This is a genomic window from Brevundimonas sp. LF-1 (genome assembly GCF_037055305.1).
GTDB lineage: Bacteria > Pseudomonadota > Alphaproteobacteria > Caulobacterales > Caulobacteraceae > Brevundimonas > Brevundimonas sanguinis.
On record NZ_CP146349.1, the window covers coordinates 456,390 to 483,221 of the forward strand.

General features: G+C 67.1%; 32 protein-coding genes and 1 pseudogene. 15 read left to right on the forward strand and 18 right to left on the reverse strand.

Annotated features, from left to right (window positions below; translation table 11 throughout):
- Positions 1 to 34: 34 nt before the first annotated feature.
- The 3 genes from V8F63_RS02465 to rfbC all read right to left on the reverse strand — a co-directional run bounded on the left by V8F63_RS02465 (position 35) and on the right by rfbC (position 2,493).
- Positions 35 to 244 carry a hypothetical protein gene (locus V8F63_RS02465; RefSeq protein ID WP_392354392.1) on the reverse strand — a complete coding sequence of 70 codons (210 nt, stop codon included), beginning with the start codon at positions 242 to 244 and terminating at the stop codon, positions 35 to 37.
- 570 nt (positions 245 to 814) lie between these two features.
- Positions 815 to 1,858: a dTDP-glucose 4,6-dehydratase gene (gene rfbB / locus V8F63_RS02470; protein WP_392354394.1), complete on the reverse strand. Its 1,044-nt coding sequence runs from the start codon at positions 1,856 to 1,858 to the stop codon at positions 815 to 817.
- A gap of 35 nt (positions 1,859 to 1,893) precedes the next feature.
- Positions 1,894 to 2,493: a dTDP-4-dehydrorhamnose 3,5-epimerase gene (gene rfbC / locus V8F63_RS02475; protein WP_392354395.1), complete on the reverse strand. Its 600-nt coding sequence runs from the start codon at positions 2,491 to 2,493 to the stop codon at positions 1,894 to 1,896.
- 242 nt (positions 2,494 to 2,735) lie between these two features.
- Between rfbC and V8F63_RS02480 the strand changes: the two genes are divergently transcribed.
- From V8F63_RS02480 to V8F63_RS02500, 5 genes are all read left to right on the forward strand, one after another.
- Positions 2,736 to 2,891, forward strand: coding sequence for a hypothetical protein (locus V8F63_RS02480; protein WP_392354396.1), 156 nt, complete (start codon positions 2,736 to 2,738; stop codon positions 2,889 to 2,891).
- A 705-nt stretch (positions 2,892 to 3,596) separates the two neighbouring features.
- Complete coding sequence (locus V8F63_RS02485) at positions 3,597 to 4,220, forward strand: type II secretion system protein (RefSeq protein WP_025978695.1); 624 nt, start codon at positions 3,597 to 3,599, stop codon at positions 4,218 to 4,220.
- Positions 4,207 to 4,386 carry a hypothetical protein gene (locus V8F63_RS02490; protein ID WP_392354398.1) on the forward strand — a complete coding sequence of 60 codons (180 nt, stop codon included), beginning with the start codon at positions 4,207 to 4,209 and terminating at the stop codon, positions 4,384 to 4,386. Before V8F63_RS02485 ends, V8F63_RS02490 begins: the two co-directional genes overlap by 14 nt.
- The gene (locus tag V8F63_RS02495; protein ID WP_392354399.1) at positions 4,383 to 5,195 is read left to right on the forward strand and encodes a hypothetical protein; all 813 of its coding nucleotides are present in this window, start codon (positions 4,383 to 4,385) and stop codon (positions 5,193 to 5,195) included. The genes V8F63_RS02490 and V8F63_RS02495 overlap by 4 nt, the downstream gene beginning before the upstream one ends.
- Before the next feature lie 72 nt (positions 5,196 to 5,267).
- A complete protein-coding gene (locus V8F63_RS02500) occupies positions 5,268 to 6,353 on the forward strand; it encodes a hypothetical protein (RefSeq protein ID WP_392354400.1) in 1,086 nt (361 codons plus the stop codon).
- A gap of 15 nt (positions 6,354 to 6,368) precedes the next feature.
- On the opposite strand, the gene V8F63_RS02505 is transcribed toward V8F63_RS02500, so the two are convergent.
- Together V8F63_RS02505 and gspG are read right to left on the reverse strand one after the other, a co-directional pair.
- Positions 6,369 to 6,833 carry a Tfp pilus assembly protein FimT/FimU gene (locus tag V8F63_RS02505; protein ID WP_134581644.1) on the reverse strand — a complete coding sequence of 155 codons (465 nt, stop codon included), beginning with the start codon at positions 6,831 to 6,833 and terminating at the stop codon, positions 6,369 to 6,371.
- Positions 6,808 to 7,323: a type II secretion system major pseudopilin GspG gene (gspG, locus tag V8F63_RS02510; protein WP_025978691.1), complete on the reverse strand. Its 516-nt coding sequence runs from the start codon at positions 7,321 to 7,323 to the stop codon at positions 6,808 to 6,810. The genes V8F63_RS02505 and gspG overlap by 26 nt, the downstream gene beginning before the upstream one ends.
- A 125-nt stretch (positions 7,324 to 7,448) precedes the next feature.
- Between gspG and V8F63_RS02515 the strand changes: the two genes are divergently transcribed.
- From V8F63_RS02515 to V8F63_RS02530, 4 genes are read left to right on the forward strand one after another with little or no spacing between them, the layout of a single operon-like run.
- Positions 7,449 to 8,084: a hypothetical protein gene (locus V8F63_RS02515; protein WP_025978690.1), complete on the forward strand. Its 636-nt coding sequence runs from the start codon at positions 7,449 to 7,451 to the stop codon at positions 8,082 to 8,084.
- Positions 8,081 to 8,500, forward strand: coding sequence for a hypothetical protein (locus V8F63_RS02520; RefSeq protein WP_392354402.1), 420 nt, complete (start codon positions 8,081 to 8,083; stop codon positions 8,498 to 8,500). The genes V8F63_RS02515 and V8F63_RS02520 overlap by 4 nt, the downstream gene beginning before the upstream one ends.
- Before the next feature lie 58 nt (positions 8,501 to 8,558).
- The gene (locus V8F63_RS02525; RefSeq protein ID WP_392354403.1) at positions 8,559 to 9,059 is read left to right on the forward strand and encodes a hypothetical protein; all 501 of its coding nucleotides are present in this window, start codon (positions 8,559 to 8,561) and stop codon (positions 9,057 to 9,059) included.
- Positions 9,008 to 10,894: a secretin N-terminal domain-containing protein gene (locus tag V8F63_RS02530; RefSeq protein ID WP_392354404.1), complete on the forward strand. Its 1,887-nt coding sequence runs from the start codon at positions 9,008 to 9,010 to the stop codon at positions 10,892 to 10,894. Before V8F63_RS02525 ends, V8F63_RS02530 begins: the two co-directional genes overlap by 52 nt.
- Before the next feature lie 3 nt (positions 10,895 to 10,897).
- On the opposite strand, the gene V8F63_RS02535 is transcribed toward V8F63_RS02530, so the two are convergent.
- From V8F63_RS02535 to V8F63_RS02565, 7 genes are all read right to left on the reverse strand, one after another.
- Positions 10,898 to 11,323, reverse strand: coding sequence for a prepilin-type N-terminal cleavage/methylation domain-containing protein (locus V8F63_RS02535; RefSeq protein ID WP_025978687.1), 426 nt, complete (start codon positions 11,321 to 11,323; stop codon positions 10,898 to 10,900).
- The gene (locus tag V8F63_RS02540) at positions 11,323 to 12,531 is read right to left on the reverse strand and encodes a type II secretion system F family protein (protein WP_392354405.1); all 1,209 of its coding nucleotides are present in this window, start codon (positions 12,529 to 12,531) and stop codon (positions 11,323 to 11,325) included. The genes V8F63_RS02535 and V8F63_RS02540 overlap by 1 nt, the downstream gene beginning before the upstream one ends.
- Before the next feature lie 10 nt (positions 12,532 to 12,541).
- Positions 12,542 to 12,712, reverse strand: coding sequence for a hypothetical protein (locus V8F63_RS02545; RefSeq protein WP_392354406.1), 171 nt, complete (start codon positions 12,710 to 12,712; stop codon positions 12,542 to 12,544).
- Positions 12,697 to 13,740 carry a GspE/PulE family protein gene (locus tag V8F63_RS02550; RefSeq protein WP_392354407.1) on the reverse strand — a complete coding sequence of 348 codons (1,044 nt, stop codon included), beginning with the start codon at positions 13,738 to 13,740 and terminating at the stop codon, positions 12,697 to 12,699. The genes V8F63_RS02545 and V8F63_RS02550 overlap by 16 nt, the downstream gene beginning before the upstream one ends.
- 86 nt (positions 13,741 to 13,826) lie before the next feature.
- A complete protein-coding gene (locus V8F63_RS02555) occupies positions 13,827 to 14,318 on the reverse strand; it encodes a hypothetical protein (RefSeq protein WP_392354408.1) in 492 nt (163 codons plus the stop codon).
- Positions 14,319 to 14,479: 161 nt separating this feature from the next.
- Complete coding sequence (locus V8F63_RS02560) at positions 14,480 to 15,985, reverse strand: hypothetical protein (RefSeq protein ID WP_392354409.1); 1,506 nt, start codon at positions 15,983 to 15,985, stop codon at positions 14,480 to 14,482.
- A gap of 277 nt (positions 15,986 to 16,262) precedes the next feature.
- On the reverse strand, positions 16,263 to 16,772 hold the full coding sequence (locus V8F63_RS02565) for a hypothetical protein (protein ID WP_392354410.1): 510 nt from the start codon (positions 16,770 to 16,772) through the stop codon (positions 16,263 to 16,265).
- A 305-nt stretch (positions 16,773 to 17,077) separates the two neighbouring features.
- Between V8F63_RS02565 and V8F63_RS02570 the strand changes: the two genes are divergently transcribed.
- Together V8F63_RS02570 and V8F63_RS02575 are read left to right on the forward strand one after the other, a co-directional pair.
- A complete protein-coding gene (locus tag V8F63_RS02570) occupies positions 17,078 to 17,917 on the forward strand; it encodes an FkbM family methyltransferase (protein ID WP_392354411.1) in 840 nt (279 codons plus the stop codon).
- The gene (locus V8F63_RS02575; protein WP_392355131.1) at positions 17,914 to 18,723 is read left to right on the forward strand and encodes a hypothetical protein; all 810 of its coding nucleotides are present in this window, start codon (positions 17,914 to 17,916) and stop codon (positions 18,721 to 18,723) included. Before V8F63_RS02570 ends, V8F63_RS02575 begins: the two co-directional genes overlap by 4 nt.
- A gap of 16 nt (positions 18,724 to 18,739) precedes the next feature.
- On the opposite strand, the pseudogene rfbA reads toward V8F63_RS02575, so the two are convergent.
- From rfbA to V8F63_RS02605, 6 genes and pseudogenes are all read right to left on the reverse strand, one after another.
- A pseudogene (rfbA, locus tag V8F63_RS02580) lies at positions 18,740 to 19,598 on the reverse strand (glucose-1-phosphate thymidylyltransferase RfbA); the annotation flags it as partial.
- Positions 19,595 to 19,966: a sugar nucleotide-binding protein gene (locus tag V8F63_RS02585; protein ID WP_392354412.1), complete on the reverse strand. Its 372-nt coding sequence runs from the start codon at positions 19,964 to 19,966 to the stop codon at positions 19,595 to 19,597. The gene V8F63_RS02585 and the pseudogene rfbA, both read right to left, overlap by 4 nt.
- Positions 19,912 to 20,439 carry a sugar nucleotide-binding protein gene (locus tag V8F63_RS02590; RefSeq protein ID WP_392354413.1) on the reverse strand — a complete coding sequence of 176 codons (528 nt, stop codon included), beginning with the start codon at positions 20,437 to 20,439 and terminating at the stop codon, positions 19,912 to 19,914. Before V8F63_RS02590 ends, V8F63_RS02585 begins: the two co-directional genes overlap by 55 nt.
- Before the next feature lie 36 nt (positions 20,440 to 20,475).
- Positions 20,476 to 21,972: a glycosyltransferase gene (locus V8F63_RS02595; RefSeq protein WP_392354414.1), complete on the reverse strand. Its 1,497-nt coding sequence runs from the start codon at positions 21,970 to 21,972 to the stop codon at positions 20,476 to 20,478.
- Complete coding sequence (locus V8F63_RS02600; RefSeq protein WP_392354415.1) at positions 21,858 to 22,622, reverse strand: hypothetical protein; 765 nt, start codon at positions 22,620 to 22,622, stop codon at positions 21,858 to 21,860. The genes V8F63_RS02595 and V8F63_RS02600 overlap by 115 nt, the downstream gene beginning before the upstream one ends.
- Entirely contained in the window at positions 22,619 to 22,999 is a 381-nt protein-coding gene (locus V8F63_RS02605; protein WP_392354416.1) for a hypothetical protein, read from the reverse strand. The genes V8F63_RS02600 and V8F63_RS02605 overlap by 4 nt, the downstream gene beginning before the upstream one ends.
- 589 nt (positions 23,000 to 23,588) lie before the next feature.
- Between V8F63_RS02605 and V8F63_RS02610 the strand changes: the two genes are divergently transcribed.
- From V8F63_RS02610 to V8F63_RS02625, 4 genes are read left to right on the forward strand one after another with little or no spacing between them, the layout of a single operon-like run.
- On the forward strand, positions 23,589 to 25,022 hold the full coding sequence (locus tag V8F63_RS02610) for a glycosyltransferase (RefSeq protein ID WP_392354417.1): 1,434 nt from the start codon (positions 23,589 to 23,591) through the stop codon (positions 25,020 to 25,022).
- Positions 25,012 to 25,638 (forward strand): hypothetical protein, encoded by a 627-nt coding sequence (locus tag V8F63_RS02615; protein WP_392354418.1) that lies wholly within the window; start codon positions 25,012 to 25,014, stop codon positions 25,636 to 25,638. The genes V8F63_RS02610 and V8F63_RS02615 overlap by 11 nt, the downstream gene beginning before the upstream one ends.
- Positions 25,563 to 26,132 carry a glycosyltransferase gene (locus tag V8F63_RS02620; protein ID WP_392354419.1) on the forward strand — a complete coding sequence of 190 codons (570 nt, stop codon included), beginning with the start codon at positions 25,563 to 25,565 and terminating at the stop codon, positions 26,130 to 26,132. The genes V8F63_RS02615 and V8F63_RS02620 overlap by 76 nt, the downstream gene beginning before the upstream one ends.
- Positions 26,132 to 26,797, forward strand: a complete 666-nt coding sequence (locus V8F63_RS02625; RefSeq protein ID WP_025978674.1) for a hypothetical protein — start codon at positions 26,132 to 26,134, stop codon at positions 26,795 to 26,797. The genes V8F63_RS02620 and V8F63_RS02625 overlap by 1 nt, the downstream gene beginning before the upstream one ends.
- Positions 26,798 to 26,832: the final 35 nt, after the last annotated feature.

A 26,832-nucleotide genomic window follows, 5' to 3' on the forward strand; every position in this document is an offset into this window, starting at 1 on the left:
CCTTCCGCCCCTGCCTAATCGGTCCCACTGGATTTCACGCCTGCGCGACGCCGCCGAGCGTGCGAACTATGTCTTGCATGATTGGGACGAAAGCCAGGATCTGAACGCCGGCGCGCGCATGATGCTGCTGACGATCTCGGCCGATGAGGCTAGGCGGCGCCAGCCCGACGACAGCCGCATCGCCTTCATCCTGGACGCCCTGGACATCACCCTGCCCGACCAGATGGACCAGACCGAACGCCATCACGCCATCCAGGCCGCCAGCCGGAGCTTCGCCGCATCCACGACGCTTCCGCACGAGCGGGTGTTCGGCCCCGATCGGCTCGCGTCTGGCGCCGTCCGCCTCTTTCCGGATTTCGAGGTAGCGCCTCCAGGCGCCTCGCCGGCGCCAAGCGGCGCGATGGCCAAGGCTCTTCAGGTGTACACCCGTGGCGAGGCGGTCTGGAGCGGCTCGCTGCTCACCTGGAACACGCCCGCGACCCACGCCGAAGGACGATCCACGCTGGACCTGACCGGCCGCCCCCGCATCGTGGTCTACGGTCCCTACCTGGAAATGCCGACGGGACGCTGGAAGGCGGTCTTCACCCTGTCGGTCGACGCCTATGCCTGTCGCTATCTGTTTCGCGCCGACTGGGGCGGCATCGAGGATTATGTGAGCCAGGAGTTCCGCCCAGGGCGTCCCGGGGTCTTTGAGATCGAAATGGTTTACGACTGGACGACGCAAGGCGCGTGCGATTCCGGCTGCTGGTCATGGAAGGCGTCTTCCATGGCGAGATCAGCATGTCGGACCTCATCGTCTCCCGCGTGGATTAACCTAGACCAGGCCCCGTCTGGGCATACGGGCTGCGACCAGCGGTGCCCACCAGTCCCGGTTATCAAGATACCAGGCGACGGTCCGGGCCATGCCCTGCTCAAACGACGCTTCAGGCCGCCAGCCCAGCTCTGCGCGGATCAGGCCGGAATCGATGGCGTAGCGCCGGTCATGGCCGGGCCGGTCCTCCACTAGGGTGATGGCGTCGGCGTGAGGGCGGCCGTCTGGGCGGGGTTTGAGCTTATCCAGAGCGGCGCAGACCGCCGCCGCGACCTGCAAATTAGTGCGCTCTGCGTCGCCGCCGACGCAATAGGTGCGGCCCGGTTCGGCGCGTTCCAGCATCAGCCTCAAGGCGCGGGCGTGGTCGTCGACGTGCAGCCAGTCGCGCACGTTGGAGCCGTCGCCGTAGATGGGCAGGGGCTCGCCGGCCAGGGCCTTGAGGATCAGGGTCGGGATCAGCTTTTCGGGAAACTGGCGCGGGCCGTAGTTGTTCGAGCAGTTGCTGATCACCACCGGCAGACCGAACGTATGCCCCCAGGCCCGAACCAGATGGTCGGACGCCGCCTTGGACGCCGAATAGGGCGAGCGCGGATCGTAGGGCGTGGCCTCGTCGAAGCGCCCCTCGGCGCCGAGCGAGCCGAACACCTCGTCGGTCGAGACGTGCAGAAAGCGAAAGGCCTCGCGCGCCGGGCCGCTCAGTCCGCGCCAATAGGCCAGGGCCTGATCGAGCAGGACCTGGGTTCCGACGACATTGGTCTGAATGAAGACCGCCGGGCCGTCGATCGAACGATCCACGTGGGTTTCGGCGGCCAGGTGGGCTGCGCGGTCGGGCTGAAAGGCGTCAAAGGCGCCGGCCATGGCGGCCGCATCGCCGATGTCGGCCTTCAGGAAGCGGAAGCGGGGGTGGTCGGCGACTTCGGTCAGGGAGGCCTCGACCCCGGCGTAGGTCAGCTTGTCGACCGCCAGCACCTCGTCGCCGCGCGACAGAAGCTCGCGGACCAGGGCCGAGCCGATGAAGCCGGCGCCGCCGGTGAGCAATATCCGCACAAGCCTCTCCTTAGCCGACGCAGCAGCCTCTCCGGCTAACGGCTAACGGTCGCCAGGTCCACAATCGAGAGCCCCGACGCCTCAACGCCGCGAAACGGGCTGTTCAGGTCTCGCAGGCGCGGCCAGGCGCGGTCGCGATCGGCCAGCACCGCCTGATCCGCCGCGACGGGCCAGGCGATGTCCAGATCGGGGTCGTCCCAGGCCAGACCCGCCTCATGCGCCGGGGCGTAGGGGGCGGACACCTTATAGGCGATCTCGGCGCCGGGCGTCAGGGTGACGAAGCCGTGCGCGAAGCCGGGCGGGATGAACAGCTGATCGCCGCTGTCGGCCGACAGTTCGACGGCGTGAGCCCGTCCGAAGGTCGCGGCGCCGGCGCGCAGGTCGACCGCCACGTCGAGGATCGCCCCGCGCAGGCAGCGGACCAGCTTGGCCTGAGCATAGGGCGGCGTCTGGAAATGCAGGCCGCGCACCACGCCCTGCGGCTCCGAGCGCGACTGGTTGTCCTGAACGAAGTCGCAGTCGATGCCGGCGGCGGCGAAGCGGGCGCGGGACCAGGTCTCGGCGAACCAGCCGCGCGCGTCGCCGTAACGCGGCGTCCTGAGCAGGACGAGCCGGCCCGAGGTCTCCAGCGTCATTGCGCAGCCGTGTCGGGGTTTCGCTCGCGCCGTTCGAAGCCTGACCCGCCAGGACGGCATAGGCGCGGTCCAGCGCCTCATTGCGCACGAACAGCAGGCGGGCGGGCGCAGGCGCGGCGTCGCGTTCATAGGCGCCGGGGGTCGAGCCGTTCAGGGGCGCGCCGTAGAAGATGTGGGCGCCGATCTGGCGCACGCGGGCCAGACGGCGGCCCCACGAGGGGCGGACATAGTTGGCGTGATAGTTGACCGAGTTCTTGGGCAACTGGCTGGACGAGCGGCCTTCATGCACCTCGCGCGCAATGCGTTCGGCCCGCGCCCAGGCGACCGCGCTGACCGGACGGCGGCCGATCGACCCGTCGCAGGTGAAGGTGAACTGGCAGGTGCGGCTGTTGCGCTGATAGACCACTTCGCAGATCGACTTCGGATAGGCCCGGTGGCGGGATCGGTTGATCACCACCTCGGCGACCGCCGCCTGTCCCTCTTCGCTTTCGTTTCGGGCCTCATAGTAGACGGCCTGCGTCAGACATTCGAGATCGTTCTGCGGCACGCGCGGCGGCGTCTTCAGATCCAGCGTCGGCGGGACATAGCCGCCTGCGCGCCGCACGGTCGGGCGCGCGGAGGCGGCGTCATGGGCGGGCGGGGCGAAGGTCGCCGCAGGCTCGGCCTTGGCCGCGGCGCGCGCCGGACGCGGCGCACGGGCGGGCGCGGGCGGACGCGGCGGGGCGTCCGTCAGACGGGCGCCCTTGCCTTCGTCCAGCATGGTCTTCAGGCGGGCGTTCAGGCGGGCGCGGCGATCGGCGTCCGTCTCGGGCGCGGGAACGACTTCCGGCAGCTCGGCCGGGAGCGGCGCGGCATGAGCGATAAGGCGCGCAGAGCCGGCCTGGGCGCGGTCCGGCGGCGTAAGGATGCTGACCCCCGCCCATGCCGCGCCGCCGAGGCTCGCCGCTATCAAGACCGAGGCGACGCCGCGCATCCCCTTCCCCCATAGAACTCAACGTCTTCCATATCAGCCCGGGAGAACGACGAAAAGCCGAAGTCTTTGTTCAGAGCGGCGTCATGCCAATGTTGGCAGGCGGTGCGGGACGCCCTATCAAGGCCGGGCAATGATCTCCGCCCGCCGCTCCGGCTTTTCCCTGATTGAAGCCCTGGTCGTGCTGGCGATCGGGGGCATGGCGCTGGCCGTCATCTTTTCGATCGGCATGAAGGCGGGCGACGCGGGCTTTGCGCTGGGACGGCGCGCCATGTCCGCGGCCGACGCCGATGTGGCGATCAGCGACCTGCGCAGCATCATCCGCAGCCTGACCGTGCGCCCGCCCGCCGCGATTATGGAGGGCGTGGACCTGCCGCTTGTGGGCGCGCCCGAGCGGCTGGAAGGCGAGGCCGTCATGGAGCGCGCCACCGGCTGCGCGCCCCAGGGCTGGGCCGGGCGACTGGTGCTGACGATCGAGGTGCAGGACGGCCGCCGCGTCGTGATGTGCGAAGCCGCCGGCCGCAGGACGCCGCTGCTGCCCCTGCCCCACGGCGGACAGGCCAGCCTGTCCTATTCCCAGGACGGCCAGACCTGGGCGCCCGCGTTCGAAACGCCGCGCGAGCGGGTGCTGGGCGAAGAAGGCATGCGCAGCGCCCGCCTTTTCGTCCGCTTGAACGGCGGCCCGGACGTGGATGTGGTGGAGGTGGCCTCGTCCGGCAATCCGGGTCGATGGGTGAGGTTCGATGCCGACTTCTAGGCCCCGATCTCGCGCCCGGCGCCGCTCCGGCTTCGCCCTGCCCGCCGTGCTGGCGGTGACGGGGGTGGTGACGCTGATTTTCCTGGTGGCGATCACGGCCCTGGCCAGCCTGAGCGCCGAGGCGGCCTCGGCGCGCGCGCGCGTCCGCTTCCTGCAAGGGCGATGAGCGCCGAGGCCGCCCTGTCCTTCATGGCCGCTACCGAGCCGACGCGGGCCTATGGCTTCGGGGTCAACGACATCCGCCAGACGCTGGAGATGGAGGGGCCGCAACAGGAGCCGTCCAACGTCTCGGGCGTGCCGGTCGAAAAGGTCATGGCCGACGGGCGCCGCTATACGATGGACGCGGACGGGCCGCTGGTCCTGCGCCTTCAGGATCAGGCGGGCCTTATCAACACCGCCCAGTTGTTCGGCCAGCCGCATGAGCGGTTTCTGGAGGCGGCGGGCGTCCAGCCGGGCGAGCGGCAGGCCCTGATCGCCCGCTATACGGACTATATCGATTCAGACGACCTGAGGCAGCCGAACGGGGCCGAGCGCGCCGACTACGCCGACGGCGGCCCGGCCAACCGGCGCCTGATCCGGCCGACGGAATGGCTGTCGATCCTGGGCGCGCGTCTGGCGGTCGAGCCGAAGAAGTGGCGCGCCCTGCGCGACGCGCTGGCCGCCGACGCCACCTCAGCCACCCAGAATGTGAACACCGCCGGCCCGGCCGCCCTGGCGGTCTGGTTCGGCCTGAACGACAGCCAGATCGAGACCCTGATGCGCGTTCGCGCTGAGCGGCCGCTGACCTCTCTCTACGACGTGGCGTCCGTGACCGGGGCCGTGTTGGACCTGGATCAGGAACAGATCTTCACCTACCCGTCAGGCGCGACCATCCTGACGCTTCACGACACCCGATCCGCCTGGGTCTATCGCGCGCGACTGACCCTGACCCCTTCGGTCTGGAGCAGCCGCTGTGGATCGACCAGACCGAACTGACAGAAGCCCCCAAGCGGGCCAGGGCCGACACGACCGATGCCATTCGACTTCCTTACGCCCCGCGTTGAGCGGTTGAGCGCCGACGGCGCCCTCAGCGTCGTCCATCCGGGCGGCGCGGTCGGACGCGTGCTGCGACGGCCGGTGCTGCTGCTGGCGCGCGACCTGTGCGCCTTCGGCCTGTTCAGCACAGCGGCCCTGCCGCGTCGGCGGCGGCGACAGGCGGCGACGCTGCACGCCCGGCTGGCCGCGCCCTATCTGCGGGCGGGCTTCGTCCTCAGCAAGGCGGGCGACGACTATGGCGTCTGGTGGTGGGACGCCGAGCGGGTCGAGACCCTGCTGGCGGCGCAGGAGGGGATGCAGAGCGCGCCGGTCCTGACGCCCGAGACCCTGGCCCAGCCGCGCGGCGAGGGCTGGCGCATCGTACGTTTGAACCAGGGCCATGAGGCGCAGCTGTGGCGCGACAAGGCGCTGGTCGCCTCCGCCTGGCGCCGCGACCGCTACGACGCCGCCGCCTGGTCCGCCTTCGTGCGGCTGCAGCGCAACGCCGAGGCGGCGCCGGAGGCCCCGCCCGCGCCCAGCGACCTGTCGATCGCCTTCGACAATCGCGACGCCTTCGCCCTGGCCCCGGTCGAGCTGTCGCGCGAACAGCTGGCGCTGATGGCCGGCGGCGGGGCGGCCTTCGCCTCTCTGTGCGTCGCCGCCTTCCTGTTCGGTCAGAGCCGCGAACTGGCCAAGGACGTCGCCCGGATCGAAGAGCAGACCGCCGAGATCCGCGCCGCCACGCCGCAAGCCGAGGCCGTGCACAGGCTGAACGCCAGCCAGCAGAAGCTGGTCGCCTATCGTCGCCTGGAGGAACAGACCGGCCCGCTGAGCGCCGCCGGGGCGGCCATCGGGATTCTGGCGCTGCATGATCTGGCGCCCTCGGCCCTGAACGCCGAGACGGAGACGCTGGAGTTCACCCTGCCCTATGAGGCCATCGGCAAGATCGCCCTGGTGGTGGGCGATCTGGAAAGCTCGGGTTATTTCTATGCGGTCGAGCCCCGCACCGACAGCGCAGCCAGAAATCTGAGCGTGAAGATGCGGGTGCGCGAGGCGGCGCCGCCGCTTGAGCCTGAACCCGGCTTGGAACCGGCGCCGGCCTCTCCGGCCCAGCCCTGAGCTGAGCCGAGCGCTTTAGGACGCAGCCGCCTGATAGCGGATGAATCGGCAGGTTCCGTCCTCGCTGCGCAGGGTCATGACCACCCGGTCCTGGTGGATCAGATTGGCGCTGGCGGTGGAGCAGCCGCCGCCCTCGGCGACCGACAGGGCGGGCGACAAGGTGTAGCGCCACGGGGCGCGCAGCTCGATCCGCCGATCACCCTCCAGCTCGGGCATGGCGGGGTCGATGATGCGCAGCGGCTCGCCGGTGCGGTTGGCCTCACGCCGCAGGTCGGACACCTGGCGCTGGAACTCGAAGAAGACGGCGTGCGCCGCCGTCTGGTCCAGCATCCGCGAGGTCGAGGGCATGATGATGGAGGCGCTGAGGGCGAAAATGGCCAGCACCACCAGCACCTCCATCAGGCTGTAGCCCGCGCGCGCCGGATCAACGGCGCCGCCCGGACGACGGCTGAAATCAGCGCGGGGAATCGGACGAGACATCAGCGTTGACGCCCTCGCCGCCCTCCTGGCCGTCGGCGCCGTAGCTGATCACCCGGGCGCGGGCGTCGGGCGCCGGATCGCCGGCGCTGGGCGCGGGCGGCGCCACATAGATGTAGGAGCGGCCCCACGGGTCGGGCGGCAGGTCCTTGTCCAGATACGGACCCGACCAGCCGGGCACCTGCTGGGCGTCGGCCTTCATCAGCAGGGTCAGGCCTTCCTGTTCGCTCGGCAGGCGGCCGATGTCGATGCGCATGGTCTCCAGCGCCGCTTCCAGCGAGCGGATCTGCAGGCGGGCGGTCTGGCTCTTGGACTTGTCCAGCTGGGCGAACAGGCGCGGTCCCACCACGGCGGCGATCAGGGCGATGATCGCCAGCACGACCAGAATCTCGAGCATGGAATAGCCGGCGCGCGCCTGACGGCTGCGCGGCTGATGCGGCGGGGCCACGACAAACGAAAAACGGCGGTAAAGTCGGTTCAGACGACGAAGCATTGATCGACCACTTTGGATTTCTAAGCTGTTATGGGCGCTTAGCGGTTGCTATAGCTGAGCGCGCATAGGGGGTCGATGCGATGCGGGCTCTGGCGCGCACGAGGGCGACGATTTTGCAAGGATTCATGGCGGACACGGTCGCATCGACGCGCGCGTCGATCGAGGCGCTGAAAGAGCGTCTGCAGCGCACCACCACGCGTGAGCGCCTGCTGCTGGGCGGCCTGGCGCTGGGCGTCGCCTTCTACGCCCCGGTCGCCGCGCTGGAGGCCCGAACGACCCAGGCCGACGCCTATATCGACGCGCTGGGCGAACAGTCCACGGCCCGACTGACGGCGGCGGCGGCGCGGCGGATCGCCGATGGCGCGGCGGATCGGCTGGCGCTGGAAGACATGAACGCCTGGGGGTTCGAGGCCGCCAATCCGGCCGTGGCTCAGGTGTTGATCGAGCAGCGGCTGCTGGAGGCGCTGTCGGCCGTCGACCTGCCCAATGCGCGCATCGTCACCAACGCCAAGGTCGAGGCGATCGGCCCGACACAGTGGCTGGACGTCGAGGTTCAATCCGACCTGCGCTGGGGCCCCGCCTTCGCCTTCCTCGACAAGCTGGGTGAATGGCCCGAAGGGTTCCGCGTCGTGGGGTTCCGCTATGAGCTGACGCCGCCCCGGCCGATGATGGTCGAGGACGGCCCGCCCCAGACCAGCGGCAAGCTGTGGCTGCGCCTCGCCTTTCCAGTGCGGCTGACGCAGACGGAGACGGCGTCGTGAAGCCCCTGCTGTGGGCGGCGCCGCCGCTGGTCCTGATCCTGGCCTATCTGACCGGCGCCGCCTATCCGGGCCGGCCGGAGGAGCCGCCCGCGGTCGTGCGCGGCGCGAGCGCCCAGCAGGGACTGAGCCTGCGGCCCGGCGAAGGCGCGATCGCGGCCGTGGCCTTTCTGAAGACGCTGCGGTCGGACCCGCCGCCGCCGCCGCCGCCCCCGCCGCCTCCGCCGCCTCCGCCTCCTCCGCCGCCGCCCGACGTGGCCGTGACCTTCCGCGCCGCCCTGCGCGGGGTCGAACGCGATCCGGCGACCGGCGCCCGCCACGTCCTGGTGAGCGGCGCGGGCGGCGTCGCCCCCTGGCCGAAGGCGCCGTGTTCGAGGACTGGCGCATCAAAGAAATCACCGCTGACGCCGTCACCCTGACCAAGGGACGCGAAACGCGCGTCGTGCGGGTGTTCGGTTGAGTATCGAGGACAATGCAATGTCGAAGCTGACCACGGACCGCTTCTCTCGCCCGCGCGCCAGCCTGGGCGCGCCTGCGTCCCGCGCGGCCCTGCGTGCGGCGGCGGCGCTGGCGCCGATGATCGTCCTGGCTGGATGCGCCGCCTTCCCGGACATGCAGAGCGTCGTCACCCGCCCTGACGCCCGTCTGGAGCGCGCGTCCACGGACGGCCAGATCGGCGGCGAGACCTCCACGGACGGGCGCGCCCGGGTGCAGACCAGCACGCTGAACATCCCGGCCCCGCCGGCGCCGCCCGCGGCCACGCGCCAGCCCGCCACCCCCGAGCAGATCGCGGGCCTCGTATCGGACGAACTGGTCGACGCCAATCTGTCGCCCCAGTCGATTCCGCAGTTCGCCGCCACCGTCTTCGGCGGCGTGCTGAAGACCCCTTCACCCTGTCGCCTGACGTCGCCAACCGCACCGAGATCGTGGCCGGGGGCAGCGGCGGCGCGATCAGCAAACGCGCCCTGTTCAGCCTGACCCAGCAGGCGCTGCGCCAGTACGGGGTCGAGGTCTATATCGACGGCGGCTTCGTCACCGTGGGCGCCACGCCCGAGACCTCGACCGGCGCCGACATCAATCGCAGCCGCGCCGTGCCCAACGCGGCCGGTCGGGTGGTGCAGTTCTTCAGCGTCCAGACCATCGAGGTCAACGCCCTGCAGGCCCTGCTGCAGGACGTCTATCCCAATCTGAGCGGCGCGCGGATCACGCCCGATCCGCTGACCAACAGCCTGATCATCTCCGGCTCCGGCCGCGAGGTAGCCCAGGTCGTTCGGGCGCTGCGCGAACTGGACCAGCCGCGCTTCGCCGGCACCCAGGTGCTGCGGGTCGAACCCTCCTTCTGGGCCACCGATCAGTTGGCCGCCTCGCTGGAACAGACGCTGACGACCGAAGGCTATATCGTCTCGCGCCAGGCCCTGGCCGGACGCGCCCTGGTCATCCTGTCCTTCCCGGCGGCGAACCAGATCCTGATCTTCGCGCGCGATCCCGAAACGCTGGAGCGCGCGCGTTACTGGGTCGAGACCCTGGATCAGCCCGCCGCCCTCGGGGACAAGGCCTCGACCTTCGTCTATCAGGTCAAGAACACCGACGCCGCCTCTCTGGGCCAGCTGGCGATGGGGCAGAGCCCGACCATGGCCCAGCCCCAGGCGCCCGTCGGCGTGCCGGGCGCCCCGCCCGCCTCTGAAGCCAACCGTCCGACCGGCGGCATGAACGGCGGCGGCCAGGGCGGGATGGGTCAGGGTTCGCAAGGTCAGTTCATGAACGGCCGCGTCCTGACCGACCCCATCGGCAACCGCATCATCTTCACCGGCACGGCCACCGAGTTCGCCCAGTTGCGCAATCTGCTCAACACGCTGGACACCCCGGCGCCCCAGGTCGTGATCGAGGTGATGATCGCCGAGGTGACGCTGACGGACAAAACCTCGCTCGGCGTCAATCTGTTCGGTTCCGAGATGCGCGGCGACGGCCTGCTGACCGGGTCGACCGAGGGCCTGAAAATCGGCGGCGGCGGCCTGGTCCTGTCGTTCAAGGGCGACGACTTCCGCGCCAATCTGGCGGCCGAGGCGTCCAACAACCGCGTCAACATCCTGCAGCGGCCGCAGCTGGTGGCGCGCAGCGGCGGCTCGGCCCGCTTCCAGGTCGGCACCGACGTGCCGATCATCACTTCGCAGCGCGCCGTCAATACCCAGACCGGCGGCGACGGCACCGACGTGCTGCAAAGCGTGCAGTATCGCCAGACCGGCGTGATCCTGGACCTGCAGCCCGTCGTCTATGGCGACCGGGTCGACATCACGATTAGCCAGGAAATCTCCGAGGTCGGGGAATCCACCAATTCGGCCATCGCCAGCCCGCCGATCCTGAACCGCAGCCTGACAACCCAGATCTCGATCACCGACGGCTGGACCGGCGTGCTGGGCGGCCTGATCAGCAACAACTACTCCAAGACCAACACCGGCGTGCCCTTCATCAAGGACATCCCCCTGATCGGCTCAGCCTTCCAGACCAACAGCGTCAGCGGCAACCGCACCGAACTGGTGATGCTGATCACCCCCTATGTCATCCGGGGCGACGAAGACATGGCCGATATGGCCGACAGCCTGTCGCGCGACATCAACGCCGCCTTCCGCACCGGACGCGGCTGGTCCTATACGCTGACGCCCTTCTCGGTCGGCTATGGGGTGCGCGGCGTCGGGTTCGACCTGCCCGGACCGAACCGCGCCTCAGAGCGCCGCCGCACGCCGACCGCCTCGGCGATCACCACAGGGCCCGTGGAAGATGTGATTGAAGAGGCGCCGGAGCCGGTCGAGGACTAAGCCTCAGCCCTCGATCTCCAGTCGGCGCCAGCCCAGGCGGTCGAACACCAGAGGCGCGGGCGACCGGCCGCCCTGGCGCTCGACGCCGACCGTGACCTGATAGAGCTGAACCTCAAAGGCGCCGTCGCCTGATGGGAAGCCCGCGTTGGTGCGGCGCTCGCTCTTGGCCTCGGCCGACCAGGTGACGACGTCGCCGCCCGGCAGGGCGATGCGGCCATAGGGTTCGGCCATCGGATTGAGATGCCGCGTCAGGGCCAGGGCGTTCTCCTGGGCCGCCACCTGTTCGATGGCCAGGGCCGCGCGCTGCTGGCCGCGCGCCATCTGGATCTGCAGTTCGAAGATCGCCATCAGCGTCATCGAGGCGATGGCCAGCGCCACCAGGGCCTCGATCAGGCTGAACCCCTGACGCCCCCGCACCTTCGCTCGCATCAGACGACGCCTTCGTAGACGCTCGACAGGGCCAGAACGAGCGACAGGGCGACGAAGCCGACGACGATGGAGATGACGGCGATGGCCATCGGCTCCAGCAGGGAAGTCATCCGCTTCATCCGGTCGCGCAGACGCGCTTCGTAGTTGTCGGCCATGAAGCCGAACATGGCGCCGACGGCGCCCGACTTCTGGCCCGCGCGCAGCAGGCTGAGGTCCATCGCCTCCAGCCGGGTGTGGGCGCCCAGCGAGGCGTCCAGCGTCATACCCGCCTTCAGGTCGCTTTCCAGCAGGTCCAGCCCCTGGCGGAACGGGCCGATCGGCACCGCCGCCCGCGACAGGGCCGCCGCCGACAGCAGGGGCACGCCGTTGTTCAGGGCGAAGGCCGTCAGCCGCGCCCACGACGCGATCTCGCGCGACTGGATCACCGGGCCGACGACGGGCAGGCCGTGCGCGACAGTATAGGCCCGCTCGCGGAAGGCGGCGTTCTTGACGATCAGGACGACAGCCGCGATCACCAGCGCCGCCGTCACCGCCACCACGCCCAGGTTGGCGTTGGCGAACTCGCCCGCCTGCAGGACCCAGCGCGACATGGCGGGGATGTTCTCGCGGTCGTCGCCGATCATGGCGCCGAAGCGCGGCACGACCTGGGTGAAGATGAAGCCGACGGCGGCCACCCCGGCGAAGCAGAGGAAGGCCGGATAGGTCATGGCGTTGGCGAAGTCGCGCTGCAGCCGGTCCTCATAGGCCATCTGCTCGGCGGCCTCTTTCAGCACCTCGGCGATGCGGCCCGACGCCTCGCCGACGCGGGCCATGGCGTAGACATAGTCGGGAAAGCCCGGCGCGTGCTCCTCCAGGGCGTCGCCCAGCGACTCGCCGCGTCGCAGGGCGGCGATGGCGGCCTGGAACTGGCGGCGGCCTTTACGCGCCTGCATCCCCTGAGCGACCGTGTCCAGCGCCTCCAACAGGGAGACGCCCGCTTCCAGCATCAGCGCCATCTGCCGCAGGACCAGCACCCGCTCGGCGGTCTTCAACCCGCGCTCGCGCCCCTCGGCCTTGGGCGCGGCGGCGGGGCGGATGCGCACGACCGTCAGGCCGTCGGCGGCCAGGCGGCGCATGGCCAGCGCCTCATCGGCGGCGCCGATCATCCCCTTGACCATCCGCCCGTCCCGCCCGGCGGCCTCATACTGAAAGGTCAGTTGGTTGGTCATGGGACGCGGCTCACTGGCCGCCTCCGGCGATGCGGTGGACTTCGGTCAGGGCGGTCTGGCCGCGCCGGGCTTTCAGGAAGGCGTCGTCGGCGAAGCTGAGGAAGCCTTCGCTGCGGGCGGCGTCGGTCAGTTGATCCTCGTCGGCCGAGGCGCGCAGGCCGGCGATCAAGGCCGGCGACATCGGCGCCAGCTCATAGACGCCGAGGCGGCCGCGGAACCCGCTGTGGCCGCATTTGGCGCAGCCGACCGGCTCCATCCAGCGGGCGGGCTCGTCCGCCGCGACGGCGCGCAGGTGGGCCGGAACGGCCTGTTCGTGAGCGGCGGCCTCGGCCGGGGTCGAGGGGCGGGCGCAGTCTTCGCACAGGCGGCGATCAGGCGCTGGCCCGCCACGCCGCGCAGCACGTCGGCCAGCAGATAGTCCTCGATCCCCAGGTCCAGCAGGCGCGGAATGGCCGCCAGCGCCGTATTGGTGTGGACGGTGGAGATGACCATGTGGCCGGTCAGGGCGGCCTGCACAGCGATGCGCGCCGTCTCGGGGTCGCGGATTTCGCCGACCATGATGACGTCCGGGTCCTGACGCAGGATCGAGCGCAGGCCCGCCGCGAAGGTCAGGCCGATCTCGGAGCGGACGCGCACCTGGATGACGCCGGGCAGGTCCAGTTCGACCGGGTCCTCGACGGTGATGATCTTGCGCTCGCCGTCGTTCAGGTGGGTCAGCAGGCGATAGATGGTGGTGGTCTTGCCCGAGCCGGTCGGGCCGGTGATCAGGAAGACGCCGTTGGGATGTTCGGCCAGGCGCAGGAAGCCCGCTTCCTGCTGCGCGCTGACGCCCAGTTCGGACAGCTGCGGCAGGCGGCTGGTCTTGCCCAGGAGGCGCAGGACGATGGATTCGCCCCACGAGCACGGCAGGGTCGAGACGCGCAAATCAACCTCTTGCCCCGAGACACGGATCGACTGGCGGCCGTCCTGCGGCAGGCGGCGCTCGCCGATGTCCATGCCGCTGAGCAGTTTGATGCGCGAGCAGACGGCGTCGAAGTTGGAGCGCGGGGCGCTGCGGGCCGTGGTCAGGACGCCGTCGATGCGCATGCGCACCAGGAAGCGGTCCTCATAGGGTTCGACATGAACGTCCGAGGCGCGGCGGGTCAGGGCCTCGGCGAAGACGGCGTTGACGAAGTCGATGACCGGGGCTTCCTGCGCCAGTTCGCGCAAGCGGGCCGCGTCGGCGCCGCCGCCGCCCAGGGCGGGATCGAGGCCCGGCGACTGATCCTGGCTGAGGTCGTCGGTGAGGGCCTCGATCAGGGAGCGAGGGGCCAGGAAGAAGGCGACGGGCTCAAGGCTCGACTGGGCGATGCGTTCGGCCAGGGCGGGGTCCAGCGGCTGGACCGCCGCGCACAGAATGCGGCCGGGGGCGGAGGCGTCGTCGGCGGGCGCCTCTTCACGCCAGGCGACGGCCTCGCGCTCGGCCCACCAGGCGAGGGGGAGCCGATCTGGTCCATGAAGGCGCGGACGCGCTCGGGCGCGGGGCCGTGTTCGGGCGCCAGGACGGGCAGATTCAGTTGTTCGGACAGGACGTCCAGAAGCTGGGCTTCGGACAGGGCGCCCAGGCGCACCAGGTTCAGCCCCAGCAGGCCGCCGTTCTGGGCCTGAAGCGACAGGGCGTTGGCGACATCGGCCGGCCGCACCAGGCCGCGCTCGACCAGCAGGTCGCCCAGGCGCGGACGCGCCGCGCGAAGCGGCGGCGGGGCGGCGGGGCGGTCGGAATTCATGGAGCGAGCGGTCACAGTCACCTGTCCGCTGTAACGACAGAAGCGAACGCCGTCCACCGGAGCGGGCTGACGAATGACAGCGGAACGGCAAGCCCGTCGCGGCCGCCCCCGGTCCGCCCGCCGCGCAAAGAAAAGGGAGGGCGCAAGGCCCTCCCTTCCCCAGTTCAGACGGATGCCTGGACTTAGTTGCCGATGTTACCCAGCGAGGTCTCGAAGATCTGACCCGAAGCCTGGGTGACACGAACCTTGCCCGACAGGGTCGAGGCATGGCCTTCAACGCTGACCTGCAGGTCGCCGTTGACAGCGTCCGTGCCGAAGGCAGCCTTCAGAGCGGCGCCCGAGATCGAGACGGCCGAGCCAGCAGCGATGCCGCCCGTCGCGTTCAGCGAACCAGCGACAACCTGAGCGGCGCCGATGGTCACGGTCTTGGTCGTCACCGAGGTGCCGTTGTGCGACAGCAGCGTCACCTGGATCGGGCCGGTCGCCGCAGCGCCGTTGTTGGCCAGACGGATGGTCGAGTTGGCGCTGGACGAGCCCAAAGCCACCCACGGAGCCACGAAGGAAGCGCCGTTGCGGACCACGCTCTTCAGATCAGCCGACTTGGAGAAGTCGTTGAACGGGTTCGCCGTCGTGGTGGACGTATCGGTCGAGGGCTTCAGGAGATCGACGGTGGCGGTCAGGTTCAGAGCGGTCGGCGTGATGATGCCGTTACGGGCGATGATCTCTGCCGTGCTGGTGCCGGTCGCCGTGCCGGTGTTATCGACCACGTAGATGGTGTGCGCGGTCGTAGTGACCGACGTTACGTCCAGAACGCGGGTGTCGGCGATGGTTGCGGTCGTGGCGCCGAAAGTGGCCGTGGCCGTGTCATGGGCCAGGTTGAAGCCGTTGAAGCCGGCGGCGGCAACGCCCTTCAGACGGACAGCAGCGACATCAGCCGTGCTCGCCTTGCCGCTGCCAGTGCTGGGGCTCAGGTGCGTATAAACGTCCGTGTCGACCTTGAGCTGATAGGTGCCCACGACCACAGCCGCGTTGCCGCTGGTCAGCTTCTCATAGCCTTCGGCCAGGTCAGCGACGGCGTTGGAGCCCGAAGCCGACACGGCGACGTCGAAGGCGTTGGCCAACTGGATGAAAGTGGCCGCCTTGCGGCCGCCGTCGACGGCCAGGCCGCCAGCCTGGGTGATCAGCTCGGCGCCGATGGAGACCGAGCCAGCGCCCGTCGCGCGCACCGGCAGGGTGACGGTGATGCCGTCAGCCGTCGCCGTGCCGCAGCCCGACAGCGTCAGCAGGTAGCTGGCCGACTTGGCGTTGGCCTGGACGCCGCTGAGCGGAGCAGGAGAGAAGGTGCAGGCGCCCGTGCCCGTCAGGACCGCGTTCGAACCCAGAGCGTCATTGAACACAGCGTTGGTCAGATCGACCGTCAACACCAGCGGCACGCCGGTCGGCAGGGAGTTGCCCGTCGAGGCCGAAACCTTGAACGACACCATGTCGGCCGAGTTGGCGAAGCTCGAAGCGGAGGAGGCCGAAGCGGTGAAGCGCAGTTCGCTGGCCAGCTTGATGGCGGCCGACGTCGTAACGGCCGAGTTGACCGTGCTGTACTTGCCGATGCCCGACACATCGATGGCGTAAGCGTTGCCGGCAGCAAACAGGGCGAGCGCCGCCGATGCCAGATAGAGAGATTTCTTAGACATGAACGTCCCCAGAAGGTTCAAAATGGTTTGGGCGGACGGCCCATTATGCTTTCGGCCACAGCGGCCCGAAAGCGGGTCGCACTCTGCATCCACGAGGCTTGCCACGCTTAGCTAGGCGAACAGCGGCGCGTCAACCTAAATTTATATAACGTCACCCAATGAACACGAACCATGCATAACAACGTCAGATAGCCGGCCAAGTTTACGTTATCTCAACCTTTCAGGCCCGACGACGACGCAGAAGACAGCGCGAATATCTACGCCTGAAATGAGACCATTAGGCCTTTGCCGTACTCATCAGAAGATCAATGTAGCGACCTTCGTAATTCATGCCGCCACAGTGAGTGACCGAAACATCGACCAGTCCGAAAATCCGGCCATTTATTGACCGCCAGCGATGACAGAAGCTGAGATCCTCACTTAGATTCGTATTGCCGACATTCACGTTGTCGAAGCATCGAATAAGGTTTTCAATACCCATCTTCCCTTCAAGATCCGAGATGTGTTCGGTCTGGCGAATCTTGGGGATCTCCTTCCACATTCGGCGAAGAGCAGACGTGCGTATCAGCAGACAGCCGCCTGGCAAGCCCGTCATCTCAAGGAAACCGTCCTGAACCTGGATCTGCCCGTTTTCGTGAACGAAATTCCCGGCCGCAATAAAGGTCAGGGCCTGAATTTTCGCCCCATCGAAATCTACGCCCGCGGCCGCGAGCTCGTGGAATTTATGTAGGTCTATCTGACGCTTAGGATAAGTCAGACCGCAAACCTCGTGCCCGGAGGCCAGCAATCGAGCAAAGGTTTCCGGGGATTCCCATGTCCGAATCCACCATCAACAAGGCGTCGAAGTCATCCTTCAGCGCCAGGGAGGCGAACAAATTTCGGACACGGCCGATCTCGGCCATATCTAGGGAGAACAGACGTATATCGACGTGAGGCATCTGCTGCTGAAGATGGATCATCCCCACAGCGATAGAGTTCATTGTTTCGACTCGGACAGTGGATCCATAGGCGGGCACGCAGACGAGCAGTTTCATTTCCACCGAACACAGGTAAGAGTTTTGGAAAATCAGACATACAGAAACAGGCGCTGACATGTCTTCGATATTCGAGATTCTCTCCCTAGACGCACCGATCGAGATTGTCGATGTCGGCGCCAACCCCATCGACGGCACCCCGCCCTACGCCCCGCTGCTGGATGCCGGCGTCGGCAGATTGACCGGCTTTGAACCCCAGCCGGCCGCGCTGGCCGCGCTCCTGGAAGCCAAAGGGCCGCTGGAAACCTACCTGCCTTACGCGCTGGGCAACGGCGAGCCAATCGACCTGAACATCTGCATGTCATCCGGCATGACTAGCGGCCTGAGGCCAGACCAAAACACGTTGCGGCTGTTTTCGATGCTCGAACGAGTTTCGAAAATCATCCACACCGAGACCGTCGACACAAAGAAGATAGACAATGTAAATGAGATAAAACGCATCGACTATTTTAAAATTGACGTTCAAGGCATGGAGCTTGAGATAATCAAAAACGGATTATCCAAGCTATCCGACTGCGCGATAATTCATATCGAAGTTTCATTTCTACCATTATATAAGAATCAGCCTACATTTGGTGAAGTTGACGTCTTTATGCGAAGTCAAGGATTCATCCCTCACTGCTTCGCTGCTGTCAAGAATTGGATAATAGCCCCCTGCACGATAAACGGAAACGACAGAGCCAGCCTCAATCAGCTGCTCGAAGCCGACGTTGTCTACGCGAAAGACTTCACCGACGCAGGAAACGCAAGCAATACAATATTGAAAAACATTGCAATTATTGCACATTGCTGCTATAATTCATTTGACTTAGCTATGCATTGCATCCAGATGCTCGAGAATAGGGCGGCAATCGAAGCCGGTTCCCTGCAGGCCTATGTTGAAAGCCTAGCTTCTTGATCCACCACGTAGACGAGCACAGCGTCCTGTTTCTCTCGCTCGACTCGTGCCGCCACGACGCCTTCGAGGCGGCCGACGCTCCGGCGCTGAAAGGCGTCGGGCGGGTGCGGCGGGCCAAGGCGCCGTCGCATTTCACTTATGGCTCGCACGCCGCCATGTTCGTGGGCTTCACGCCCGGCGTGGCCGAGGAGCAGACGCCCTTCTTCAATCCGAAGTTCGCCCGCCTGTTCAGGCTGAACTACGCCGGGCATCCGGGCGCGGCGCCGCCGGGCTTCCTGTTGAGCGGCGACAATATCGTGGACGGATTCCGCAACGCTGGACACCGCACCATCGGCACGGCGGCGATGGGCTGGTTCGATCCGGCGACGGCGGTGTCAGCCACGCTGAGGAGCGGCTTCGACGCCTTCAACTTCGTCGGCAGTCGCGGCGTGCGGGCGCAAGTCCAGTGGATCGAAGAGCAGCTGGCGGCCGCCGATGACGCGCCGGTCTTCGTCTTCGCCAACATCGGCGAGACCCATGTGCCCTATCACTATGAAGGCGCGCCGTGGTCGGCAGACGACAACCCCTGCGTGCCGTTCCAGACGCAGGACCGCTCGGCCGAGTGCCGACGGCGTCAAATCGCCTGCGTCGAATATGTAGACCGGCAGATCGCCGCCCTGATCGAGCGGTTTCATGGCGCAACCATCCTGATGTGCGCGGATCATGGCGACTGCTGGGGCGAGGACGGCCTGTGGGAGCACGGCGTCTCGCACGAGATGACGCTGACGGTTCCCCTAGCGATCCGCTATCGCGGGCGGCCGCTCTAGCCCGCCGCCAGCACCCCCGCAGATAGGCCCCGTAGTCGGCGCCGCCGAAGCCTTCGGCCAGGCGGGCCAGCTGGGCGGCGTCGATCCAGCCCATGCGCCAGGCGACCTCTTCGGGGCAGGCGATCTTGAAGCCCTGGCGCTGCTCCAGGGTGCGCACGAAGGCGGCGGCGTCCAGCAGGCTGTCGGGGGTGCCGGTGTCCAGCCAGGCGAAGCCGCGGCCCAGACGCTCGACCCCCAGGCGGCCCTGCTCCAGATAGGCGCGGTTCAGGTCGGTGATCTCCAGCTCGCCGCGCGCGGAGGGCTGGAGGCGGGCGGCGAGCCTCGGGCGCTTGGCCGTCGTAGATATAAAGACCCGTCACCGCCCAGGGGGAGCGGGGGTCGGCCGGCTTCTCCTCGATGGACAGGGGGCGGCCCTGGCCGTCCAGCTCGACCACGCCGTAGCGGCGCGGGTCGGACACGCGATAGGCGAAGACCACGGCGCCGCGCTGGGCGTCCAGCGTGTCGGCGGCGCGGGCGAAGACGCGCCCGGCCTCATGGCCGTAAAACAGGTTGTCGCCCAGGATCAGGGCCGAGGGGCCGCCGTCCACGAAATCGGCCCCGATGCGATAGGCGTCGGCCAGGCCGCGCGGCTGATCCTGCACGGCGAAGGTCAGATCGAGCCCCCAGCGCCCGCCGTCGCCCAGCAGGCTCTGGAAGGCGGGCTGGTCGCGCGGGGTGGTGATGATCAGGATCTCGCGGATCCCCGCCAGCATCAGGGTCGTCAGCGGATAGTAGATCAGCGGCTTGTCATAGACCGGCATCAACTGCTTGGAGACCGCCGTGGTCATGGGATGCAGGCGCGAGCCCGCGCCGCCGGCCAGGATGATGCCCTTCATTGGTCCGGCTCCTTGTTCAACCAGGCTTCAACCAGTTCGGGAACGCCTTCGCGCCAATCCCGCCCCCGCAAGCCGAAATCAGCCGCGATGCGCCCGCTGTCGAGCCGGGAATCAGAGGGGCGGCGCGCCGGGGCGTTCCAACTCGCGGCGGTGACGCCGCTCATCACAGGCCGGGCGGCGCCGGTGCGGCCGCTCCATTCGTCGACGAGGGCGTCGGCCAGCTCGAACCATGTCGCATCGGTCGCGCCCGCGTAGTGATAGACCTGTGCGGCCTGCGGCAGAGTCTCGTGCGCCAGGGCGGCAAGCGCCTGAGCTAGGTCGTCGACCAAGGTCGGACGGCCCTTCTGATCGCCGACGACCCGCAACACCTCGCCAGAGCGCGCGCGCGACAGAATAGCCCCGACGAACCCCCTGCAGACAACAGCCAGGAGGTGCGCAGGATCACTCCCGCCGCGCCGGAGCGAAGCACGGCCGCCTCGCCCGCAAGCTTGCTGCGACCGTAAACCGACACAGGCGCCGCCGTATCGGCTTCGACATAGGGCGCGCCCTTCTCTCCGTCGAAAACATAATCCGTCGACAGATGGATCAATGCAGCGCCATGACGACGCGCCGACGCGCCGATCAATCCCGGCGCCCGGCCATTGACGGCTTCAGCCCGCCAAGGTTGTGCTTCCGCCCGATCGACGGCCGTGAAGGCTGCGGCGTTGATCACCGTCGCGGGACAAAAACGACGGAAGACCTCGTCCAAGGCGGACTCGTCGGTGATGTCCAGGTCGCCTCGTGTCAGGCCGGTCACAGCGCGGCCCTGGCGGCGCAAAACCGCTGCGGTCGCGCGCCCCACCTGGCCGCCCGCGCCCAGTATCAGGACCCCCGCTCATCAACCTGCGTAGGAGGGCGGCGGCCGCAGCCGAGAGAAGGGTCGCGACAAGCGATCGAAATGCGGATTGAAGCCCGGGTCCCGGCTGAATTGCGGGCCCCAGCGACGCCACAGCAACCGCGACGCAGCCTCCGCCCGGGCCTGGCGCACAGGGTCGGTGTTGAAGCCGCGAGACTTCGATTCCAAGTGATAGAGGGTCGCAAAGGGGTCGTAGATCACCTTCAATCCCTGCGCCTGAGCCCGCATGCACAAGTCTACGTCGTTCCCTTCGATCGGGAATGCGGCCGAGTCGAAGCCGCCCAGTTCCCGGAACGTTTCGGCGCGGATGGCGATACAGGCGCCGGTTACTGCGACGCAACCATGCACCAAAGCATGTCGGCCCAGATAACCCGGCGACGAACCCATGTCGCCCACGCCCTCATGGGTCAGAAACGAATACACCTCTTCTCGCGCGACGAAGCCGGCATGCTGGATCGTCCCGTCTGCGTAAAGCAGACGGCAACCGACAAGGCCGACGTTCGGACGCTGCGCCTGGCTGACCAGCTCGTCCAACCAGTCACGGGTGCGAACCACCGTGTCGTTGTTGAGGAAGATCAGGACGTCAGCGTCTGTCTGGGCCGCAGCAAGATTGTTCATCAGCGCCCAGTTGAATTCGCCCTGATACGGCATGATACGCGCATCGCCAGCGGCCTCCAGCTGCGCAAGATAGGCCAGCGTTTCAGGCTCCTGGCTTTCATGATCGATGATCAACAGCTCGTACGGCGTCGCATTGGCGGGCCGCATCGCGAAGATGCTCTCCACGCAAGGCCGCAGCAGGTCGACGGCGTCCCGGGTCGCAATAATGATGCAGGCCTTCGCCGCATCGGCACGACGACGCACGCGCACAGCCCCTGGAACGCGAGCGCCAAGCTCGTCTTCATGATCTGACGCCACAGCCCCCTCGGCGCGGACATGAGACTCGACCGCCTGGCGCCAAGAAATGGATCCGGAATCTTCAGGCCACCGGCTCAGCAGAACCCGACCCACGTGATCGATCACGCCGCCCTCGGCGTCGATACGCAGCATCAGGTCAGCAGCAAAATGATCGCCAGCCGCCTCTTCCAAGCTGAATCGGCGAAGAGCTTCAGTGTTGAAGGCCGCTCGTTGACCGACATAGGGCGTCTGAAGCAGCAGGTCCCGGTCAAAGCCCGGCTTCAACACCGGATCCTTGCGGCGGCGCAGAACGGCGTCCATTTCCTGCTGCCCGTCCGCAAAGCAATCTTCATCAAAATAGACAGCCTGCACCTGGGCGCTTCGGTCCATGCGCGCAGCGATCCGGCGCACCGCGCCGGGGGCGAGGTCATCGCCGGCGCGCACAAAGAGACAGAACTCGCCTCGTGCGCCTACCTGTTCGACCGCAGCCATGAGGCGCTGGGCCGGCGCCGACGGCTCGGCCAGATGGATGGAAACGCCACCAAGTCCCTGCCAACTGCACCGATTACGCAGGTCTTCCGCCAAGGCGGCCTGGCTGCTGTCGATGACGAGAGCGACGGACAGCCTCTCCAACGGAGCCGTCTGAGCCAGCAGGCTGCGAACCGTGTCATCCAGTGCGCGCGGAGGGCGCCGACCGCGTCCACCACGACCAAACCTCTCCGTGACGACGATGCGGCGTCCAGGCCGCTATCGCGCCAAGCCGCAGCGTAGGCGCCATAGTCGGACAGAGGCTGGGCAAGACCGCTTTCGGCCGCAGGCAGACGCGCCTCCAGCCGCTCAAGCAAGGCGCGCACCTCGCCAAGTTCCCGCGCCGCCGCCGCTATATCGTCCAGCACCTGCTCTTCAGGCGGCAAGCGAACGCGCGCAATCGGGACGCCCAGGACTTCGACCTCGACCTCGCCGCCATTTCGGCGCGCCATTTCAGCAGGTAGGCTGAGTTCAAAACCAAAGCGCCCGTCGCCGCCGAAACGATCTTGGATGTCGCGCCGGAACAAGTTGGTTGTCGTCGCGGAACACAAGGCGCCGCCGGACCAGGCTTCCACGATCGCCGACTGGGCGATGTCATCTAAGCGCACCGCCCAGCCACGGATCACGTGCCCGTCGACCTGCTCAATCCGGCCATCGGCTTTGGCGAATTTTTCCAGCCACGCCACGACCTCGGCGCCGCCGATCAACTCTGGACCGACGACCTGACTGAACTGAGGATCGCTGAACAAGAGCCAGTAAACGCGCGTCCACGACCTCGCCTGCACAATGGCGAGCCGCCCCCTTCCGACAGCGGCAGACGCCCCGCCGCCCAAGCCCGCAGAAGCTCGCCGGGACTAGTTTCCTCCTCACGCCAGGGGCGTTCGCCCTTCTGGAAGTCCGGCTCCAGACGTTCAAGGAACTCGGGCGAGGTGAAAAACGTGCGTACCAGTCTGTCCGACGGCCATGCCGTCATTTCCTGCACAATAGCTTCCGCCTCGGCTTCACGACGCAATGCGAGCCGATACAGGTTTCGAACGTCTTCCTCGTTCCAGACAGCCTCGACCGTTTCCAACCCTGCCACCATGCAATCCCCGTACACACAGGTCCGTCTCTAGACTGCTCCAATCGCTTCGTCGATCCAGACGCATTTAGGACACGCTCGGCGCGGGACCGCCGCTACCAAGATAACGCTAGAAAGATCGACGATATATTTTGTAGGAAATATCTTGACGACGGGAACAGGACTTGGTCTGCCGCACGCGATGTCGGTTGACTGCATTAGACGCCTCGGAGCCCTTCATGAGTGACAAAATGCCGACGCCTCAGGGCGTTGTTCGGAGCATCACCGAACTAGGCGCGCCGCTGATGGGCCGTCGCCAGTCGACACAGGAGTTGAAACGTCAGGCGGAGAAGGCGCGCACTCAGAGAGATTGGGCGCTGGATCTGGCCTATCGCCGCCAGATCTCCGGCATGGAGCCGACCAAGCCCGGCGCCTGGATTCAAAAGGGTCACGCCCTGAAGGAAGCGGGTTTCCACAGCCGCGCCGCCGAGGCTTACCGCAAGGCGAGAGAACTGGGAGGCGACGAGGGCGAAGCGGCTCTGCAATTGGGCCACCTGGCCAAATTCGCGGCGACTTCGACACTGCAGCCCGCGAATTCGAGACCGCCGTCGCCTTGGGTCATCCGGCTGCGGACCAGATCGCGCTGGAACTCAAGCTGCTTCGACGGATCGACAACACCCTCGTTTTCCGGGGCGTCAATCCCAAGGCTCCCAAGGCGCCTCTGCGCGTCTTCCTGTCCGTGCCCGGCGGTCAGGTCCAAGAGGGCGACAAGGAAGCGGCTGCGGCCGGCCTGGGCGCCGCCGACTATTCCTACTCCTTCGCCATGCGCGGCTTCATCCAGGCCTTCGAGGAGATGGAGGTCGATTACACGGTGATCGACAAGCCCGAATACATCTCGGACATCCGTGAGCGCTCGGGCGCCGAGATCAACATTCACCTGGGCTTCTATCCGCCGGAGCGGATGCGGGTGCTGAAAGGCGCCTACAACATCAACTGCTTCGCCTGGGAGTTTGACCGACTGCGCCTGCCGACCGAGGCCTTCAGTCACCACGCCTTTGCTGACCAGGCCCAGATGCTGGATGTCGCTGACGAACTGTGGGTCACGTCGCAGCACGCGACCGACGCTGTCGCCGCCCAGATCACCAAACCCGCCACGCGCGTACCCTCGCCGGTGCTGTCGAACCTGAGCCGACGACCGCGCTCACAACGTCCGGACCTGCGTGAACTGGAGCGCATCGGCCGCGACCTGGCGGGCGTCAACTGGGAGCCGCTGAGCATCCTGCCGCGTCTTCAGCCGATGCTGGACAACGCCGCGCGGGCCAAGGCCGCCTCCCTGCCCGCCATCCTGTCCTCGCTGGACGGGGAAGAACGGCCGGAGATTTTCCTGAGCGTCTTCAACGTTCACGACTATCGCAAGCAGATCGAGCCCATGCTGACCGGGTTCATGCGGTTCCTGGAGCACCGTCCCAACGCGCTGCTGCTGCTGAAGATGACGACGCCTCACCGGGCCAAGCGCCTGGCCAACCGCATCCTGATGGAAGAGCAGATTTCCGACGCCGGGCGCCTGATCCCGCCGATGGTGAGCGACCGCATCTGGCTGACCGACTCCGTGCTGACGCGCAACGAACTGAACCGGCTGTATGATGCGGCGACCTATTACGTCTGCACCTCCTATGCCGAAGGACAGAACCTGCCGCTGATCGAGGCCATGGGCCGAGGCGTGGTGCCGGTGACGGTCAATCACACCGCCATGAGCGACTATATTTCCGAAAACGACGCCGTCGTCATCCCGTCCGAACCTCGCCCCTTGGATATCCGCCTGACCGCCCGCTACCGCATGTTCGGAACGGACACCAACTATGTCTCCGCCGAAGACGTCCGCGCCTCTCTGGAGCGCGCCGTGACGCTGGAGGAGGCCGACTACGCCCACAGATCTTCGGCCGCCTTCGAAGAGGTCCGCAGCCAGTTCGGCCTCGCGCCCTTCGCGGAACGGTTCTGGAACACGGTTGAACAGTTGAAGGCCGGGGAGTCCCAACATGACGCGTAAGGCAGTCCTCGATGTCGGCGCCCTGTTCGAGGAGCACTGGACCGGCATTCCCAACGTCGTGGCCGCCTTGGTTCGTCATGCGCTGGACGATCAGAGCATCGACTGGGTCTTCACCCATGAAACCGTCCCGCTGCCCCGCGAGCTGGTGGTGAAATTTCTACGCCAACGTTCCGGCGCCGGTGGACTAGACGCCCTGTCTCAACTCGTCTGGGACGTGCCTCCGATCGCCCAGGCCGACGCGGCCGAGATGGTCGCGATTTTCCCGAACATCAAACCGGTCCGACGCTATTTCGGGAAGGAAGCGGCCATCATTCACGACCTCAGCCCGATCGTGACGCCGCAGTTCCACAACGCCGACAACATCTTCCACTTCGCCAACCGCATCCGTGCGGATGTGGAGACGTCCGACCACCTGTTCTGCGTGTCGCGCGCCACCCTGACCGATGTTGAAGCCTATTTCGGCAAACCAGCCTCTGAAATGTCGGTCATCCGGCTGGGCTGCGAGTTCGAACCGAACGAGCTGAGCGCCGGCGCCTGCAGTTGCGCCCCGAACTGTCGGTTGAGCCCTATGTCGTCGTCATCGGCACTCTCGAGCCGCGCAAGAACGGCAGCCTGATCTTCGACTACCTGATGACGGATCCGGGCTTCGCCTCACGCTTCAAAGTCGTCTTCGTCGGTCGTGACGGCTGGCTGGATGAGAAAAGCCGCCTCATGAGCCGGCTGCAGGGCGCCGGCGTCGCCGCCGACCGCATCCTGTTCACCGGCTTCATCTCCAACGAAGAGCGCACCGCGCTGATGTTGAACAGCGCCTTCTGCATCTACCCGTCCTTCTTCGAAGGCTTCGGCCTGCCGGTTCTGGAAGCCGGCGCCATGGGCAAGGTCACCGTTTGCTCCAACAGTTCGAGCATGCCCGAAGTATTTCCGGAACAATGCGTCTTCTTCGACCCGACTGAACCGTTCGAGTTCGCTCAAGCCCTGCGCACGGCCGAACTTCGCGCTGCGCAGACGCGCTCCGCCGGACAATCGGTGTCGGATCTTCTGGAACGGGCCGCACCGCACGGATGGGACCGTTGCTATGCAGAAATCGCGCGCTGGGTGAAGGAACAGTGATGAGCAGCTCCCAATATTCCCACGCCCCGGTGACCGCATACGACATCGTGGTCGAGGGCGGTCGCATCTTCGGCTATGCCGCGCCGCAATCCGGCGGACCGTGCCTGCTTCGCCTTTCAGCCGACGACACGCCGATTAGCTTTGCCATGGCGGGCGGCTTTTCCGAGGTTGCGGCCGCCGAAGGGCTGCGCAGCGGCTGGTGCGGGTTTGAGCTCCATGGCCTGCGCCTGGCCATCGCCCTGGGCGAGCGTATCGAGATCGCCTGCGCCGTCTCTGGCCGCATTCTGAAAACGATGACCTTCGGCGCTGGCGACATGCCGCCGCTGTCCACGGTCAGCCGGTCGCTGAGCGTCGAAGAATTGCTGAGCGAGGTCCGTGCTCCGCGCTGCTGCCCCAACTCAGAGACGCTGCTGCCGTTCGCGCTCAATCACTATCGACGCCATGGCGTCCAATCGTTTCGGGATATGGCCTACCTGACCCTGCTCGGGCGCTGGCCCGACGCAGCCGCGCCCTATCCTGACGGCGAAATCGCCGAAGACGAAAAGCGGATATCCAGCTATATCGACGATCTGGTGTGGAGCGAGGAATTCGGCTCGCGATGGGGCGGCCAGCTGCCAGGTCCCTACCATCCGGATTTCCGTTTCGACACCACCGGCCTGCTTTAACGCGTCCCGTCCCCCCGCAAAACCACCATACTGTT